We start from the raw sequence: 15,787 nt of genomic DNA, 5'->3' as shown, positions 1-15,787 counted from the left end.
GAGCACCCTGACCTGATGGAGCTCAGGGCCGGCTACGAGCGGGCGGAGACGACTCCACAGGCTCGGGCCGTGGAGGGCTTGACGCACTCGGGAACGGCGGATCCAGGTTGACGTCCACCAATCGGGTGGACGGCGTGGGCGTCAGCGGTGCGTCGTCGGCCCCGTCACGCCGCACCCAGGCGGCCCCCCGATCGGTGAAGAAGACCTCGCCGCTGAAGGGGTCGGCCACCGCCGCCACCCCGTCGCGCAGCGCCACGTTGACGGCCACCAGCATGATGCCGACGGCGTAGTTGAGCGTGCCGCACAGGGGGTCCACCAACCACTGGCGCACAGCGTCGGCGGCACCCTGCTGGCAGCTACACCTGAGCCATACCGCCGTCGATGCAAAGTTCTGCGCCCGTCATGAAGCTGCTCTCGTCCGAAGCGAGAAACAATGCACCGCTGGCAATCTCCTCGGGGCGCCCGAGGCGACGCATCGGGACGAGAGTACTCATCATGGTTCGGAGGGCTGCCGGGTCCTGCCCGAAGTAGTCAGTTTGCCCATCGATGATGAGCGTGTCGATCGGCCCCGGGCTCAGCACGTTGACTCGAAGGCCGCGGTCGGCGAACTCTGCCGCCCATGTGCGGGCGTAGGAGCGCACGGCGGCCTTGGCCGCGCTGTATGTCCCCGCCCCGGGATCCCCCTTGAAAGCCGTGATCGAGCCCAACAGAACGATCGAGCCGCCCGTTCGCAGCAGCGGCAGCGCCTTCTGGACGGTGAACAACGTGCCGCGGGCGTTGAGGTCAAACGTGCGGTCGAAGTGATCCTCGGTCACGTCCCCGAAGTTCATCCGCTCAATGTTTCCCGCATTTGCGACAACCACGTCGAGGTGTCCGCTCTCTCGGCGGATGGCTTCGACCAGACCATCGAGATCACCCGACGAAGTGGCGTCCGCAGCGACGGCGGTGACTCGTCCTTCGATGGATGCCTTCGCCGTGTCGAGCGCATCCTTCCGTCGGCCCGTGATGTAGACGTGGGCGCCTTCAGCGGCGAAACTTTCGGCGATCGCCAGACCGAGGCCCGTGCTCGCGCCGGTGACGAGGGCTACTTTGTTTGCGAGACGCATGTCTTCTCCTTTGGTCGAAACGGCTGGAGCCAGATGCGGGCTCCGCGGCTTCCTGGATCCGCACCGAGCGTCACAGGACTCCGCAGGTCGGCGTGATGAGACTGCCGGCTCACACCCATCCGCTCCTGGTCGCCGTCATGCATGCGCCACACGGTAGGACCGATCGGCCATAGAGAAAAATAGTGAACATGCATATACTGCATTGACATCCTCTATGTCGTTCGAAGGTCAATGCGCATGAATCTGCGACAGTACGAATACGCTCTCGCCGTTGCCGAGGAGGGCTCCATGACCGCGGCAGCGGAGCGCCTACGGGTCACACAGCCGTCTCTGTCGCAGCAGATCGGCACCCTGGAAAAGCACCTTGGGGTAAGACTGTTCACCCGTACCCCGAGCGGGGTCACGGTGACGATTGCCGGGCGAGCCTTCCTCGCGGAAGCGGAGATCGCGACGACAGCGTCCCGGCGGGCCTTCGCGGCTGCCCGCGCCGCCGACGGCGAGTTGGCAGGCGAGCTCATCATCGCTGTCCACATGGGCCTGGGCGCACGTCAGTTGCCGCAAGCGCTGGGGCAGCTACGCCACCGCCACCCCAAGCTGCAGGTGACTCTCCACGAGGAGCCCGACCCCGCAGACATGGAACGCCTGGCCCGCCAGGGTGTCCTCGACATGGTTCTGGTGCACCGCGTCCCCGACGGCTGCTCATTCGACATCCGCGTTCTGGGCGAGGAGGCCTACGTAGCCGTCCTGCCGGAAGGACACCCCCTTCTGGAAGATGGCGCGCCGCTGCGCTTGGAGGATCTGGCGTCAGAGGGCTGGGTCAGGTTCCGGCGCGCCAGCCTCCTCGATGAGTACCTGGCTCGCAAGCTCGCCGACGCGGACCTGAGCCCTCGCACAGTGGCCCGAGCCTCACAGATTTCCACTGCGGTACGACTGGCGGCGCAGGGCCTGGGTGTTACGGTCGCCCCGGCTTCGGCCCTCCCTGAAGGCTTCGAGAAACTGGCCCGCCCGCTTCTGCCTGCACTGGCCGAACCTGTCATTGCCGGGGTACGACGCCATCCGAGTCCGGCGGAGACGGCCGTACTCGATCACCTGAACCAACAGAATTGGTGCGGCATAGGTCTTCTTGCCCCGCCTGCTTGCGCCTGAGTACTGAGCTGTTCCCAGCCTGACGGCAGGTTGGACGGGCGACCCCGGCAGCGGAAAAGCCCCTGGTAGACGGGTTCACGACCGAGATCCACCTTCGCTGCGGCGACACCTACGCCCGCCTTGCAGCAGGATTCCGCGTCGGGAGCGCGACGGTCTACCGGTACATACGCGAGGCCGTCGACCTCCTGGCCGCTCGGGCGCGCACGCTGGAACAGGCCATGACGACCGTGCGGAAGAAGGCGTACGTGATCCTCGACCGCATCGCCGCCAACCAGCCCTACTACGATGGGCTGAATCTGGTACGCCACTCAATTGGTCCATGTGGCATCGCAATTGCCCGAACCGGCGAGGCCCTTCCGAGGCGAGCTGCCACACGACCAAGTACTTCCACCGGCCGCCAACCACCGATAGTGCTGCGTCGAGCCCACCGTAGTACTGGCGATCGGTTCTCATCGTGGCTCCTGTTTTACGAAAACACCCACGCTGGAGGCACTTACAAAAAAGTAGGTACTTGTCCATGGGAAGGAACGGCATGTTCCCTCGGTTCTGGCGTAGGTAACCGGCCTAGCCGTCAAGCCCCGTCCCGGGTTCGGGCGCACGAGTCTCGGCGTCGGGGAGGCAGACCAAACCAACCGAATGCACGAAAGACACATCGATCATGCCCGACACGTCCAGCACCACCGACATCGCCGCCGCCTCCGAGAGCCGGCCCTCCGCGAAAAGTCGTCCTACTTCGAGGAGCATTCACGTGCCTGCCAGCAGCGCTGCCGCCGACCGTGCGGCTCAGACCCTGTCCCGCCCGTTCACCCTGCGCGGGCTCACCGTCCCGAACCGGATCGTCATGGCGCCGATGACGCGCGACTTCTCGCCGGGCGGCGTCCCCGGTGCCAATGTGGCGCGGTACTACGCGCGCCGGGCGGCCGGCGGGGTCGGGCTGATCGTCACCGAGGGAACGTACATCCGTCACGACGCGGCGGGGGACAGCGTCACGGCGCCGCTATTCCACGGCGAGGACGCCCTGGCGGGCTGGAAGAACGTGGTGGCGGAGGTGCACCGCGCGGGCGGCCGGATCTTGGCGCAGATCTGCCACGTCGGGGTGCAGCGCCCCGAGGGCGCGGGCCCGTTCCCCGACGCCCCGACGGTCAGCCCGTCGGGTATCGGGCTGGACGGCGCCCCGGCCGGTAAGGCCATGAGCCAGGACGACCTGGACGCGGTGATCGCCGCCTTCGCCGAGGCCGCCGCCGTGGCCGAGCGCACCGGCTTCGACGGCGTCGAAGTGCACGGCGCCCATGGCCTTCTGATCGACCAGTTCCTGTGGGAGCGCACCAACCGCCGCACCGACGGCTACGGCGGTGACCCGGTCGCGCGTACCCGGTTCGCCGCCGAGATCGTGGCCGCCTGCCGGAAGGCCGTCTCCGCCGACTTCCCGATCGTCTTCCGCACCTCGCAGTGGAAGGTGAACAACTACGACGCGCGGCTGGCCACCACCCCGCAGGAGCTGGAGGCGGTCCTCACCCCGCTCGCGGAGGCCGGGGTGGACGCCTTCCACTCCTCCACCCGCCGGTACTGGGTGCCGGAGTTCGAGGACTCGGACCTGAATCTCGCGGGCTGGACCAAGAAGCTCACCGGCAAGGCCACCATCAGCGTCGGCTCCGTCGGCCTGGACAAGGCGTTCAAACCGGGGTTCCAGAGCGGGAGCCGGACCGGGGTGGCGGGCATCGAGAACCTGCTGGACCGGCTGGAGCGGGACGAGTTCGACCTGATCGCGATCGGCCGGGCCCTGATCGCCGACCCGGAGTGGGCTCGCAAGGTCCTCACCGGGGACACGGAGGCGCTGATCCCGTTCACCGTCGACCAGGTCGCCACCCTGCACTGACATCGGGTCCCGGCATCCGCCCTCGCCGATTCAGCTCAGGCACGATGGCCAACTTTCCACCGCACTGAGACGACTGCCCCGATTGGCGCCGCGTTGACGCCGTCTCGGATGAGGCATGCCGGATGAGGCAGGAAGAGCGGACGGGCCGTTTCGCGCGGCGGGCGGTGAACGAGCGGTACGGCGGCGGCCGCGCGAGCGTGCGGTTGTCCAGTTCCTCGGCGTGGGGGATGGTTTGTGGCCAGCACCAAGTACGGAGTCGAATGCGGTGAGTGGATCGGTCACATCATCTCCTTCGGAAGGGTATGTCCAGATGACTGAGCGTGGGTTCTACTGCGGATTGGACGCCGCACTGTCCGTCGTCGGGGGCAGATGGAAGTTTCTGGTGCTGTGGCAGCTCGCCGTGCACGGTCCCCAGCGGTTCGGCCAGTTGCGCCGCCTTGTCGACGGCATTACCGAGAAAATGCTGATCGGCGCGCTCAAAGACCTTGAGGCAGACTGCATCGTCGTCCGCAAGGACTTCCGGGAGCTTCCCCCTCACGTCGAATACTCCCTGACACCGTTCGGCTCGAGTCTGGCTGAAGCGCTGCGCCCGCTGTGCGAATGGGGATACGCCCACATGGATCGGATCGGGGCGTTGGCGAGCCAACCCGTCAGATCCTGATGGATGACGATGCTTAGTCGGCGGCTGGTCACCGGGACGATCGTTCGTTGACGACATCGCGGAGCGCGTCAGCCGATTTCGATGGATAGCGTTGTCTGGCTCTTCCCGGTTGAGGGTGTGGCGCGCACCGCTGGTGTGGTCGGCGCGTCGTTGAGCGGATAGGCGTCGAGGTCTTCCGAAGATGAGGGTTCTTACACGCCTCATCCGGAAGACCTCGACTTGCTGACGTTACCTTCGGGCGCCCTGACCTGACGTTCTGCCGGCTCGACGAGCTCGGCCTGACCGTGACCGGCCAACGCCTCGAGCCCGACCGTGCCGTCCTGGCCTGCCGAGTCCTCGACGCCGACGACGGCACCGAGGGCTGGTGTCGACGCTGCGGCGCTCAGGGTGCTGTTCGTGACTCCGTCACCCGACACCGGGAACCGTCGACGACGTCATCTGGACCTGCACCGCGCCCTTCCCGGCGGTAGCAGCAATCGGACAACACGTCGCCTGCGGCGGTGAACTTGCTGTCCCGGTTCGCGGATGAGGAACCGGAAGCACCCAGCCCTCTCCTCGAGGTCCATGAGCAGGGCCCGATGGCCAAGCCGTCGAAGTTGCCCTGGATCCTGACGTATCCCCAGGTCGGATTCTCTCTCGCCAGGCGCTGGATGAGCGCGACCGTCTCTTCCACCAGCGGTGGTCGGCCGGGTGCGCGTGATCAGCAGCGGGCTCGACGGAAGGCAGAACTGGACAGAACTCCAGGGCCACCACGACTATTTGGTCACTGCCTTCACACGCTCGCCGAATACCAGGCTCAGCTCGTCGCGGAGGGTTCCGTGGTGTCGACATCTCGGGTGGCGGCCCAGGACGCGAGGAGGCGCAGCCCCTCTTCGGAGGGGGAGGCGGGTTCGGCGGTGTAGATCGTGAGGGTCAGGCCGGGTTCGGCAGCCATCTCCAGTCCTTCATAGGCGAGGGTCAGCTCGCCGACGGCCTGGTGGTGGAAGCGTTTGGTGCCGGTGCCGTGGTGGCGGACGTTGTGGGCGCCCCAGCGGGTGCGGAAGTCGTCGCTGCGGGTGGAGAGTTCACCGACGAGGTCGTGCAGGCCCTTGTCGTGGGGGTTGCGGCCGGCTTCGGTGCGCAGGATCGACACGGCGACGTCGGCGGCCTGGTCCCAGTCGGGGTAGAAGCGGCGTGAGGCCGGGTCGAGGAAGTTGAACCGGGCCAGGTTGGCCTGGTTGTGCGGGTTGGTGTAGACGTCGGCGTAGAAGGCGCGGGCGAGCTGGTTGGCGGCGAGCAGGTCCATGCGGCCGTTGCGTACGAAGGCCGGGCCGGCGGTGACGGCGTCCAGGACCCATTGCAGGCTGCGGTGCGCCTTCCACTGAGGGCTACGCCGTCGGGGGCGGGTGAGGGCGTCGGAGCCGTCTGCAGCGTGCGCGAGGTTGAGCAGGTGGGCGCGTTCTGCGTCGTCGAGTTTCAGGGCGCGGGCGAGGGCTTCCAGGACGGCCGGGGAGGCGCCGGCGAGGTTGCCGCGCTCCAGCTTGGAGTAGTACTCCACGCTCATGTCCGCCAGTGCGGCGACCTCGCTCCTGCGCAGGCCGGGCACGCGGCGCCGGCTGCCGGAGGGCAGCCCCGCCTGCTCGGGGGTGATCTTGGCTCGCCGCGAGGTCAGGAACTCGCGGACCTCTGCTCGGTTGTCCACGCCTTCGACGGTACGTCCCGTCCGCGGCGGAAGGGATGTACTGGCAGTACACCCCTTGACCGTGCCTCGCTCCGCGCGCCAGGAGCGGGTTACCTCGATGACGTGGTGCTTGTCGCCCGGCCGTGAGCCGGTCGGGACGGGTACCACGGGCTCTGCACTCGGCGACGGCCGCTCCCCTCTGTCGGTATGTCGCCTCGGCACGCAAAGGAACCGCTCATGCGCGGCACAATGATCTACGCCCCCGGCGACATCCGCTTCGAGACCCTGGACGACCCCAAGATCCTCAATCCGGCCGACGCGATCATCCGCACTGCCGTGACCTGCGTGTGCGGCTCGGACCTGTGGCCCTACCGTGGCCTGGAGCCGACGGACGAGCCGCATCCGATGGGCCACGAGTACGTCGGGTTCGTCGAGGAGGTCGGCCCCGGGGTCACCTCGGTGAAGCCGGGCCAGTTCGTGATCGGCTCGTTCGCCACCTCGGACAACACCTGCGCGAACTGCCGCAACGGATTCCAGTCGAACTGCCTGCACCGCGAGTTCATGTCCACCTGCCAGGCCGACTACGTGCGCATCCCCAATGCCCAGGGCTCCCTGGTCGCCACCGACGGCGTCCCGGGAGAGGAGCTGTGGCCCGGCCTGCTCGCGGTCTCCGACGTCATGGGCACCGGCTGGTGGGCCGCGGATGCCGCCGAGGTGAAGCCCGGCTCGACCGCCGTGGTGGTCGGTGACGGTGCGGTCGGCCTGTGCGCGGTGATCGCCGCCAAGGAGATGGGCGCGGAGCGCATCATCGCCATGTCCCGCCACACCTCCCGGCAGAAGCTGGCCCGCGAGTTCGGCGCCACTGACATCGTCGCCGAGCGCGGCGACGAAGGCGTCGAGCGGATCAAGGAGCTGACCGGCGGGATCGGCGCCGACAGTGTGCTGGAGTGTGTCGGCACCGGCGAGGCCATGCAGCAGGCCCTGCGCTCCGCGCGTCCGGGCGGCAACGTCGGCTTCGTCGGCGTCCCCCACGACGTTGCCATCGACGGGCAGGAGCTGTTCTTCTCCCACGTCGGACTGCGCGGCGGTCCCGCCCCCGTACGCCGCTACCTGCCCGACCTCATCGGCCTCGTCCAGTCGGGCCGTATCGACCCGGGCAAGGTCTTCGACCTCACCCTGCCGCTCGACGAGGTCGCCGAGGGCTACCGTGCGATGGACGAGCGCCGTGCCATCAAGGCGCTCCTGAAGCCCTGACCAGGAGGGACTCGCTCGTCCGAGCGGTGTGCCCGAGCGCTGACCGACCCCGTTCCGATCATTCGGAGGAACCTGCACTCGCCCGGTGCACCTGGGCTCGCGCGGTTCCGGCCGCAGCGCTGCTGCCGGCTGTGACGGCGTGCGGCGCCACGCCGGACACCACGCCCGCGGCGCCGCACCCCAGGGTTCACCGCGGCAGTCCGCGACCGGCCAGTAGATGACCGAAACCTCCGAGGAGAACAGCGCCATGCACATCCATCTCACGATCGACGGCAACAGTGTGGACGCCGCCTTGAACGACTGCTCCACCGCGCGGGACTTCGCCGCGCTGCTGCCCCTCACCCTCGAACTCGACGACTTCCAGAAGACCGAGCGCATCGCCGACCTGCCGCGCGAGCTGAGCATCGAGGGCGCCCCGGCGTCGTCCGAGCCCAAGGCGGGTGACCTGGCCTTTTACGCGCCGTGGGGCAACCTGGCCCTCTTCTGCCGCGATGGGCACCCCTCACCGGGCCTGGTCGTCCTTGGCCACCTCACCGACCCGGACGGCATCGCGCACCTGGCCGACGCTGACCGCGTCCACATCCAGCCCGCCTCCTGACCTCGCCACCCCGTTCCCAAGGAGTAGTTCCCCCTATGTCCGCTCCCGCCGCTCACGCGCCGGGCAAGCTGCCCTTCGTCGTGTGGGTGCTCGCCGCCGGCACCTTCCTGATGGGCACCACCGAATTCGTCATCGCCGGCATCCTCCCGGACATCGCCCCCGACCTCGGAGCCGGCGTCTCCCACGCCGGCCTGCTGATCACCGCCTTCGCCGTCGGCATGATCGTCGGCGGTCCGACCATGGCCCTGGCCACCCTGCACCTGCCCCAGCGCCTCACCCTCGTCCTCGCCCTGACCGTCTTCGCCGCCGGACACGTCGTAGCGGCCCTCACCGGCTCCTTCACCGTCGTCCTGGCCGCCCGGTTCGTCACCGCCCTGGCCACCGGCGCGTTCTGGGCCGTCGGCTTCGTCATCGCCACCACCGCCGCCGGGCCCGCGAACTCCACCCGGGCCGTCAGCGTGATGATGGGCGGCCTGACCCTGGCCAACGTCGTGGGCGTCCCCGCCGGGTCCCTGGTCGGGCACGTCACCGGCTGGCGCGGACTGTTCTGGGCCCTGGCCGTGCTCGCCGCCCTCGCCGCCGCCGTGATCGGCCGCTTCATCCCTCAAACGGAGCAACGCGCCCAGGTGTCCGTGCGGGACGAGATCCGGGCACTGCGCCAGGGCCGGCTGTGGCTGGCACTGGCCTCGGCCGTGCTGATCATGGGCGGCGTTCTGGCCTGCTACACCTACATCACCCCGCTGCTGACCGACCGCGCCGGCATCCCGGACGGTGCCGTGCCCCTGGTGCTGATCGCATTCGGCGCCGGTGCACTGGGCGGCACCGCGATCGGCGGCCGGTTCGGCGACCGCCACCCGATGACCACGACGATCCCGGCCGCCGCGACGACCGCGCTGATCCTTCTCGCACTGATCCCGCTGTCCACCACCCCGGTGGCCGCCATCGCCCTGATCTTCCTCATGGCGCTGGCCGGGTTCACGATCAACCCGGTCGTCACCGCCCTCGCCGTCCGTATCGCCGGCGACGCCCCCACTCTGGCCTCCGCGCTGACCACGTCCGCGTACAACACCGGCATCGCCGCCGGCTCCGCGCTCGCCGGGCAGGCCCTCGCCTCCTCCCTCGGCGTGACCGGACCCGCCCTGGTCGGCGCCGTCTTCGCGGGCCTGACCCTGCTGCCGCTGATCGCCCTGGCCATCACTGCCAAGCGCGGCTCGACCCGCACCGTCGCCCACCGAGTTCCCGACATGCCCATCCCGGCAGTGCGCAAGACCACTGAAGCGACGTCGGCGCGGACCTGAACCGGTCCGGCCGTCCCGCACCACACTCACCTGGAGCAACCCCGTGGACCCCAAGAACCCCGCCTACGACTTCTCCGGGCAGGTCGCCTTCATCACCGGTGCCGGCTCCGGCATGGGTCTGGCCGCCGCCCGCGCCTTCGCCACCTCCGGCGCCGCCATCGGTCTCGCGGACATCGACGAGAAGGCCGTCACCGCCGCCGCCAAGGAACTCACCGACAACGGTCACCAGGCCCTCGCCCTGGTCTGCGACGTCACCGACGAAGACCAGGTCGCCGCCGCCGTCGACCGCACCGTGGACGCCTTCGGCCGCCTCGACATGGCCTACAACAACGCCGGCATCATGGTCCCGCCCACCGACGCCGCCGACGAAAGCGCCGGTCAGTTCGACCGCGTCCAGGACATCAACCTGCGCGGCATCTGGGCCGCCATGAAGCACGAACTGCGCCACATGCGCGCCCAGGGAAGGGGCGCCATCGTCAACTGCTCCAGCCTCGGCGGTCTCGTCGGCAACCCCGGCCGCGCCGCCTACCACGCCTCTAAACACGGCGTCATCGGCCTGACCAAGAGCGCCGCACTTGAATACGGGGCACGCGGCGTCCGCGTCAACGCCGTCTGCCCCGGCACCATCAGCACCCCCATGGTCGACGCCATGGTCGAAGGCGGAGAACTCGACCGCACCCAGGCCGAAGCCGGCCAGGCCATCAACCGGCTCGGCACCGCCGACGAGATCGCCCAAGCCGTCCTGTGGCTGTCCAGTCCCGGCGCCGGCTACGTCACCGGCATCGCCCTGCCCGTCGACGGCGGCTACACCGCCCAGTAGCCGCTCGGCTTCCACCGCACCATCAGACCGTTGCAGAACAAGGAGACCCGCCATGCCCGAGCAGTCCGCCCCCGAGGAACTGAGGGACATCGCTCCCAAGCTCGTGGATGTCACCAATGACGTCCTCTTCGGTGACATCTGGAACCGCCCCGGTCTCTCGCCCCGCGACCGGAGCCTGGTCACCGTGAGCACGCTGGCCGCCCTCTACCGCGGCGAGCAACTCGACTACCACCTGGGCGTTGCCCTGGACAACGGGTTGAGCGTGCGGGAGTTGTCCGAAGCCATCACTCATCTCGCCTTCTACGCGGGCTGGCCCAACGCCATGACCGCGATCAAGAGGCTCAAGAAGATCGCCGACCAGCGCGACTCCTCCTGACCCTGTCTGCTCACCCCCAACCACCCTATTTGGCAAGGATGAAGACCATGGAGCACATCACCTCGACCTCGACGGCCAAGGCGCCGGCCGAGCGGTTCACGGGCGACGTCTACCTCAACATGATCGAGGCCCCTACCGAACCTGCCCGCCTCGCTGCCGCCCTGGTCCGCTTCACCCCTGGCGCCCGCACCAACTGGCATTCCCACGCCAACGGCCAGACCCTCTACATCACCGACGGCATCGGCCTGGTCGGTACCCGCGACGGCCACGTCGTACGTGTCAGCGCCGGGCAGACCGTCAAGTGCCCGGCCGGCGAGGAGCACTGGCACGGCGGCACCGACACCACGCTCATGGCCCACATCGTCATGGTCGTCGGCGACGCGGACGGAGACGGCACCACCTGGCTCGAACCTGTCACCGAGGAGCAGTACACCCACGCCCTCAACAGCAAGAACGGGAGCTGATCCGCCCTCGCTCAGGGTCCTCGTCACCCCCTCCCTGGGCGACGGAGCGGCACGCCCCGTCCGCTGTCGCACCCGGGCGCCGGCAGCCAAGGATCTCGAGGTGCTTGTCTCTGTCGCTCATCGAGGGAAGGCGCACGAACGCCAGGATCTCCCTGGCCAGCCGCACGACGAGCTTCTTGATCGCTGCCGGGGTGGGCGGGCGACCGGTGCCCCGGCGCGCGGTGTAATCCCATTTCGCGGCGATGAACCTGCGTGCCCGGCCTTCCACTCGGCGGTGCCTTCCACTCGGCGGTGTGCGCCGCGAACCGCATCGCTCCGTACTTGACGATGCGGCCGAAGCCCCGCTCGGCGATCCCGGGCGCCACGCGGTGGGCGGCCAGGAAGCTCCCGCGGGACCGCGTCGGCATCTGCCCGAGTGGTTCCCGGGCCCACGGCAATCCGCTCCTCCGCCGGACCCACTCATGCCGACAGTCAACAGACGACACCATTTCGGGCTACTATGATCACTCGTGGAGTTGAAGGAGGGTTAAGCCGTGTCTGGTCAGGCGCTTTCCAGTCTCACCCGCTCGACAACCCTCCGGGAGCGCGCGCTCGTGGCGCTGCGGACGGCCATCACCACCGGCCAGTACCAGCCCGGCGACCACCTCGGAGAAGTAGAGATCGCCGAGCACCTGTCGGTAAGCCGCGGCACGGTACGCGAAGCCCTGCGCCACCTCCAGCAGGAAGGCCTCGTCACCGCGGGAGCACGTGGCATGCTGCGCGTGTCCCAGCTGACCCCGACCGAGGTCCGGGAACTCTTCCAGGTCCGGGAAGCGCTGGAAGGACTCGCGGTGGCACAGATCATCGCGTCACCGCGCAGACAGGACGCGGCCGAGGCCCTGCGCAAGGCCCTGGAAAAGCTGCAGGAAGCCTTCGCGTCAGGCGCGGATCTGGCCTCGAAGGTCGAGGCCGATCTCGGCTTCCACCTCCTGTTGTGCGAGCTATCCGGCAACTCGGTACTCCTCAAGACCTGGCGGCAGCTCGAGGGACCGATGCGCGTGGTGATCATGAGCGCGGCCAGTGAACGCCGCGACGTGGCCATGTCCGCGACGGCCCACGAGCCCATCGCCGACGCGATCGCCCGCGGAGACGCCGCGGCGGCCCAAGAGATCCTGCACGCGCACATGGCCTCGGCGATCGAGCAGCTGGGCATCGAACGCGAAGGCACTCGCGACACCGCCTGAACACCACGACCTCAAGGTGCGTGTCTCACGCCGGGGCACGCTCGGCAAGGTAGGGCCCGCCCGGTCGTCCGCGGACGGGCCCGCGGATACGGCAATCCCCCGAGGCGGGCGAGCGCCGCCGGGTCCTGCTCGATCTTGGAAGCGATGACACCGAGCACGCCCTGGAACTCACGCCGCACCAGCTCGGCGAACAGCACCTCCTCCGTCCTCCGGTGCAGGCAGACGGTGCCCTTGTCGATGCGGGCGCGGCGCGCGATCTCGTCGATGGTGACCCGTTGCGGATCCTGCTGCGCGGTGACCTGGGGCGTGTCCGGTACGAAGCGGTCCACGACCCGGTGGAGATCCGCTACGGCGTCGCGCGCGCCGCCATCGCCCGGGACCGCCACCAGGTGGCCACGGGCCCCGGGCGAGAGTGGCGCGGAGCGCTTCCGCCGGAGGAGGCCCTGGGTCCGCTCGCCCCCGGGCTCGGGTCCCGGAGGTGAGCGAACCACCCCGAAGGGTCCTCAGTGCAGGTGGGATCCTCCGTTGATGTCGTAGGTGACGCCGGTGAGGTAGCCGGATTCGGGCCGGGACAGGAAGGCGATGACGTCGGCCACGTCGTCGACGCTGCCGATACGGCGCACGGGGATGTCCGCGATCATGGCTGCCTTGCGGTCCTCGTCCAGCTTGCCCTGGGTGATATCGGTGTCGATCAGGCCGGGGGCGACAGAGTTGACGGTGACCCCGGCGGGCCCGAGTTCGCGGGAGAGCGCCTTGGCGAAGCCGAGCAGGGCGGCCTTGGCGGCCGAGTAGGCCACTCCCCCGAAGACGCCGCCGCCGCGCTCGGCCGACACGGAGGAGAGGAAGACGATGCGGCCGAACCCGCGCTCGGCCATACCCGTGGCCACCCGGTGGGTGACCAGGTAGCTACCGCGGACGTTCACCTCGAAGATCGTGTCCCACTCGGTGGGCGTGACGTCGAGGAAACGAGTCGGCGAGGTGATGCCCGCGTTGTTGACGAGGGCACCGATCGGCGGGAGTCCCGCCTCGGTCTGCGTGATCGCCGCGTCGACCGCGTCGGCGTCGGTGACGTCCGCCGCCAGGCCCAACGCCTGTACGCCGTGCCGGGCGGCGACTTCCCGGGCGGTGTCCTCGGCTGCCTCCTTGTCCAGGTCGAGGACGGCGATGTGGTAGCCGGCGGCGGCCAGCGCGTGCGCGGTGGCGCGTCCGATGCCGCGGCGGGAGCCCGCCCCGGTGACGACGGCGGTGCGGGGGGTGTGCTCGCTGGCCATGCGGTGCTCCTGAGGAGTGGAATGGGGAGTGGAGAAGGGAGTGAGCGCGGATGTCCCGCGCGGGATCAGAGTTCGCGGCGGACGCGTTCCTTGATCGCCGCGACGGAGAGCCCGTAGCGGTCGTGGAGGGTGGGCAGTGCGCCCGCGGCGAGGAACTCGTCGGGCAGCCCGATCGGGACGATGCGGGCCGCCTGCTGGGAGAAGGCCAGGCTGGAAGCCACGGACTCGGCGAGACCTCCGACGACACTGTGGTTCTCAAGGGTCACCACGAGGCGCCCCGTGCCGGCCTCCCGCACCACCGTCTCGCGGTCGAACGGCTTGATCGTCGGCACATGCAGGACGGCGACGTCGACACGGTCGGATTCGAGTTCCGCCGCCGCGCTCAGGGCCCGTACCGTCATCAGACCGGTCGAGATGAACAGCACGTCACGGCCACCACGCAGCTGCGCCGCCTTGCCGAATTCGAACCGGTAGTCGTACTCGTCCAGGACGGTGGGCACCGCCCCTCGCAGCAGTCGTGTGTAGGTGGGGCCGGGGTGGGCGGCCAGTGCCGGGACGGCCTGTTCGATGTCGACGGAGTCCGCGGGGTCCACGATCGTCAGGCCGGGCATGCCGCGCAGGATGGCCAGATCCTCGGTCGCCTGGTGGCTGGGCCCGTAGCCGGTGGTCAGTCCGGGCAGCGCGCCGACGACGTTGACGCCCAGCTGCGGCTCGGCGATGTCCAGGCACAGGAAGTCATACGCGCGGCGGGTGGCGAAGACGGAGTAGGTGGAGGCGAACGGGGTCAGGCCCACCTCGGCCAGCCCCGCCGCCGCGCCCAGCATCGCCTGTTCTGCCATGCCCATCTGGAAGAAGCGGTCGGGGTGGGCCTCGCGGAAGATGTGCATGTCGGTGTACTTCGCCAGGTCCGCCGAGAGCCCGACCACATCGGAGCGTTCTTCGGCGAGCCGTGCCAGCGCGTGCCCGAAGGGGGCCTTTGTGGTGCGCTGTCCCTCTTCCGCGATCGAGGCGATCATCGCGGAGGTGGTGAGCCTCCGCTTGGGGGCCTCGGTCTGTGTGGGCGCGGCCTCAGTCGGCGCGGAGCTGTTCATCGAACGGGTCCCTCTCCGTGGGTGGTTGCGCGGTCGGAGTCGGCCCCGCTCCGGTGACGCTCAGTCAACTCGTCGCGCGCGGCCTGCCATTCGTGTTCCTCCACCCGCATGAAGTGCGCCTTCTCCCGGGTCTCCAGCATCGGCACACCGCACCCGATCCTGGTGTCGCAGATGAGCACAGCAGGTGATCCACGGTGTTCGCGCAGGCGGTCGAAGGCCGCGACGAGCGCGTCGATGTCGTTGCCGTCCACGCGGATCGCATGCCAGCCGAACGCCTCCCACTTGGCCCTGACCGGCTCGGTGCGCAGCACGCCCTTGGTCGGGCCGTCGGCCTGGAGGGCGTTGACGTCGACGATGGCGGTGACGTTGTCCAGCCCGTGATGGGCGCAGGCCAGCGCGGCCTCCCAGGTGGAGCCCTCGTCGAGTTCGCCATCGGAGAGCAGGTTGTACACGCGGGCGTCGCTGCCCTGGTGGCGCAGGCCGAGGGCCATGCCGGTGGCTACTCCCAGACCGTGTCCCAAGGAGCCACCGGAGATCTCCATGCCGGGGGTGTACGAGGCCATGCCCGACATGGGCAGACGCGAGTCGTCACTGCCGTAGGTGGCGAGTTCGCCGACCTCCAGCACGCCCGCCTCGGCGAGCGCCGCGTACAGCGCGATCGCGTAGTGCCCGATCGACAGCAGGAACCGGTCACGCTGCGGCCATTCCGGCTCGTGCGGACGGTGGTTGAGGACGTCCTGGTAGAGGACGGCCAGGACGTCGGCCACACCCAGCGCCTGTCCGATGTAGCCCTGCCCCTGGGTCTCCCCCATGTCCAGCGCGTGCATACGGATGCGGTAGGCGGATTCCTTCACGGCACGCACCCGCTCGGCGGGCGACACCCCCGCCGCGGGGGTGGCCTGAGTGGTCATCGCAGTCATCCTCGTCTCTTCTCTCGGTGGGC

At 69.1% G+C, this 15,787-nt stretch carries 16 protein-coding genes and 4 pseudogenes; 12 read left to right on the top strand and 8 right to left on the bottom strand.

Annotated elements, in window-relative coordinates:
• Positions 1-82: 82 nt before the first annotated feature.
• Both ACMTAK_RS42500 and ACMTAK_RS42495 read right to left on the bottom strand, forming a co-directional pair.
• A pseudogene (locus tag ACMTAK_RS42500) lies at positions 83-352 on the bottom strand (inositol monophosphatase family protein); the annotation flags it as partial.
• Positions 353-356: 4 nt separating this feature from the next.
• A complete protein-coding gene (locus tag ACMTAK_RS42495) occupies positions 357-1,106 on the bottom strand; it encodes an SDR family NAD(P)-dependent oxidoreductase (protein WP_413811063.1) in 750 nt (249 codons plus the stop codon).
• Between the two features lie 237 nt (positions 1,107-1,343).
• Between ACMTAK_RS42495 and ACMTAK_RS42490 the strand changes: the two genes are divergently transcribed.
• Both ACMTAK_RS42490 and ACMTAK_RS42485 read left to right on the top strand, forming a co-directional pair.
• Complete coding sequence (locus tag ACMTAK_RS42490) at positions 1,344-2,252, top strand: LysR family transcriptional regulator (protein ID WP_413811062.1); 909 nt, start codon at positions 1,344-1,346, stop codon at positions 2,250-2,252.
• An 89-nt stretch (positions 2,253-2,341) separates the two neighbouring features.
• A pseudogene (locus tag ACMTAK_RS42485) lies at positions 2,342-2,542 on the top strand (helix-turn-helix domain-containing protein); the annotation flags it as partial.
• A 28-nt stretch (positions 2,543-2,570) separates the two neighbouring features.
• On the opposite strand, the pseudogene ACMTAK_RS42480 reads toward ACMTAK_RS42485, so the two are convergent.
• Positions 2,571-2,705: pseudogene (locus tag ACMTAK_RS42480) on the bottom strand (winged helix-turn-helix transcriptional regulator); the annotation flags it as partial.
• Positions 2,706-3,000: 295 nt separating this feature from the next.
• On the opposite strand from ACMTAK_RS42480, the gene ACMTAK_RS42475 reads away from it, so the two are divergent.
• The 3 genes and pseudogenes from ACMTAK_RS42475 to ACMTAK_RS42465 form a co-directional block, all read left to right on the top strand.
• Positions 3,001-4,128: an NADH:flavin oxidoreductase gene (locus ACMTAK_RS42475; protein WP_413811061.1), complete on the top strand. Its 1,128-nt coding sequence runs from the start codon at positions 3,001-3,003 to the stop codon at positions 4,126-4,128.
• A 310-nt stretch (positions 4,129-4,438) separates the two neighbouring features.
• Positions 4,439-4,789, top strand: a complete 351-nt coding sequence (locus ACMTAK_RS42470) for a winged helix-turn-helix transcriptional regulator (protein ID WP_413811060.1) — start codon at positions 4,439-4,441, stop codon at positions 4,787-4,789.
• A gap of 248 nt (positions 4,790-5,037) precedes the next feature.
• Positions 5,038-5,202, top strand: a pseudogene (locus ACMTAK_RS42465) (ISL3 family transposase); the annotation flags it as partial.
• 383 nt (positions 5,203-5,585) lie between these two features.
• On the opposite strand, the gene ACMTAK_RS42460 reads toward ACMTAK_RS42465, so the two are convergent.
• The gene (locus ACMTAK_RS42460; protein WP_413811059.1) at positions 5,586-6,470 is read right to left on the bottom strand and encodes a helix-turn-helix transcriptional regulator; all 885 of its coding nucleotides are present in this window, start codon (positions 6,468-6,470) and stop codon (positions 5,586-5,588) included.
• A gap of 216 nt (positions 6,471-6,686) precedes the next feature.
• Here ACMTAK_RS42460 and ACMTAK_RS42455 point away from each other — a divergent pair, with 216 nt between their 5' ends.
• From ACMTAK_RS42455 to ACMTAK_RS42425, 7 genes are all read left to right on the top strand, one after another.
• On the top strand, positions 6,687-7,703 hold the full coding sequence (locus ACMTAK_RS42455) for a zinc-dependent alcohol dehydrogenase family protein (protein WP_413811058.1): 1,017 nt from the start codon (positions 6,687-6,689) through the stop codon (positions 7,701-7,703).
• A 217-nt stretch (positions 7,704-7,920) separates the two neighbouring features.
• A complete protein-coding gene (locus ACMTAK_RS42450) occupies positions 7,921-8,301 on the top strand; it encodes a cyclophilin-like fold protein (RefSeq protein ID WP_413811057.1) in 381 nt (126 codons plus the stop codon).
• Between the two features lie 35 nt (positions 8,302-8,336).
• Positions 8,337-9,599, top strand: coding sequence for an MFS transporter (locus ACMTAK_RS42445; RefSeq protein ID WP_413811056.1), 1,263 nt, complete (start codon positions 8,337-8,339; stop codon positions 9,597-9,599).
• A 112-nt stretch (positions 9,600-9,711) separates the two neighbouring features.
• A complete protein-coding gene (locus ACMTAK_RS42440; protein WP_461773849.1) occupies positions 9,712-10,419 on the top strand; it encodes an SDR family NAD(P)-dependent oxidoreductase in 708 nt (235 codons plus the stop codon).
• 52 nt (positions 10,420-10,471) lie between these two features.
• Complete coding sequence (locus ACMTAK_RS42435) at positions 10,472-10,795, top strand: carboxymuconolactone decarboxylase family protein (protein ID WP_413811054.1); 324 nt, start codon at positions 10,472-10,474, stop codon at positions 10,793-10,795.
• A gap of 47 nt (positions 10,796-10,842) precedes the next feature.
• Positions 10,843-11,259, top strand: a complete 417-nt coding sequence (locus ACMTAK_RS42430; RefSeq protein ID WP_413811053.1) for a (R)-mandelonitrile lyase — start codon at positions 10,843-10,845, stop codon at positions 11,257-11,259.
• A 533-nt stretch (positions 11,260-11,792) separates the two neighbouring features.
• Positions 11,793-12,482, top strand: coding sequence for a GntR family transcriptional regulator (locus tag ACMTAK_RS42425; protein ID WP_413811052.1), 690 nt, complete (start codon positions 11,793-11,795; stop codon positions 12,480-12,482).
• Between the two features lie 11 nt (positions 12,483-12,493).
• Here ACMTAK_RS42425 and ACMTAK_RS42420 read toward each other — a convergent pair whose 3' ends face one another.
• From ACMTAK_RS42420 to ACMTAK_RS42405, 4 genes are all read right to left on the bottom strand, one after another.
• Positions 12,494-12,973, bottom strand: a complete 480-nt coding sequence (locus ACMTAK_RS42420) for a hypothetical protein (RefSeq protein WP_413811051.1) — start codon at positions 12,971-12,973, stop codon at positions 12,494-12,496.
• A gap of 12 nt (positions 12,974-12,985) precedes the next feature.
• The gene (locus ACMTAK_RS42415) at positions 12,986-13,753 is read right to left on the bottom strand and encodes an SDR family NAD(P)-dependent oxidoreductase (RefSeq protein ID WP_413811050.1); all 768 of its coding nucleotides are present in this window, start codon (positions 13,751-13,753) and stop codon (positions 12,986-12,988) included.
• A 65-nt stretch (positions 13,754-13,818) separates the two neighbouring features.
• On the bottom strand, positions 13,819-14,844 hold the full coding sequence (locus tag ACMTAK_RS42410) for a transketolase family protein (protein WP_413811049.1): 1,026 nt from the start codon (positions 14,842-14,844) through the stop codon (positions 13,819-13,821).
• Positions 14,841-15,755: a transketolase gene (locus ACMTAK_RS42405; RefSeq protein ID WP_413811048.1), complete on the bottom strand. Its 915-nt coding sequence runs from the start codon at positions 15,753-15,755 to the stop codon at positions 14,841-14,843. Before ACMTAK_RS42405 ends, ACMTAK_RS42410 begins: the two co-directional genes overlap by 4 nt.
• Positions 15,756-15,787 lie beyond the last annotated feature (32 nt).

This window comes from Streptomyces lacaronensis, assembly GCF_047337785.1.
GTDB classification, from domain to species: Bacteria; Actinomycetota; Actinomycetes; order Streptomycetales; family Streptomycetaceae; genus Streptomyces; species Streptomyces lycopersici.
Note: the sequence above shows the minus strand (reverse complement) of the source record. Positions and strands in the feature narration are given on the sequence as shown.

Bases quoted from the DNA above. Each gene is read 5' to 3' on its own strand.
- ACMTAK_RS42495 (WP_413811063.1), bottom strand. From the start codon at position 1,106: ATGCGTCTCGCAAACAAAGTAGCCCTCGTCACCGGCGCGAGCACGGGC.
- ACMTAK_RS42490 (WP_413811062.1), top strand. From the start codon at position 1,344: ATGAATCTGCGACAGTACGAATACGCTCTCGCCGTTGCCGAGGAGGGC.
- ACMTAK_RS42470 (WP_413811060.1), top strand. From the start codon at position 4,439: ATGACTGAGCGTGGGTTCTACTGCGGATTGGACGCCGCACTGTCCGTC.
- ACMTAK_RS42455 (WP_413811058.1), top strand. From the start codon at position 6,687: ATGCGCGGCACAATGATCTACGCCCCCGGCGACATCCGCTTCGAGACC.
- ACMTAK_RS42450 (WP_413811057.1), top strand. From the start codon at position 7,921: ATGACCGAAACCTCCGAGGAGAACAGCGCCATGCACATCCATCTCACG.
- ACMTAK_RS42445 (WP_413811056.1), top strand. From the start codon at position 8,337: ATGTCCGCTCCCGCCGCTCACGCGCCGGGCAAGCTGCCCTTCGTCGTG.
- ACMTAK_RS42440 (WP_461773849.1), top strand. From the start codon at position 9,712: ATGGGTCTGGCCGCCGCCCGCGCCTTCGCCACCTCCGGCGCCGCCATC.
- ACMTAK_RS42435 (WP_413811054.1), top strand. From the start codon at position 10,472: ATGCCCGAGCAGTCCGCCCCCGAGGAACTGAGGGACATCGCTCCCAAG.
- ACMTAK_RS42430 (WP_413811053.1), top strand. From the start codon at position 10,843: ATGGAGCACATCACCTCGACCTCGACGGCCAAGGCGCCGGCCGAGCGG.
- ACMTAK_RS42415 (WP_413811050.1), bottom strand. From the start codon at position 13,753: ATGGCCAGCGAGCACACCCCCCGCACCGCCGTCGTCACCGGGGCGGGC.
- ACMTAK_RS42410 (WP_413811049.1), bottom strand. From the start codon at position 14,844: ATGAACAGCTCCGCGCCGACTGAGGCCGCGCCCACACAGACCGAGGCC.
- ACMTAK_RS42405 (WP_413811048.1), bottom strand. From the start codon at position 15,755: ATGACCACTCAGGCCACCCCCGCGGCGGGGGTGTCGCCCGCCGAGCGG.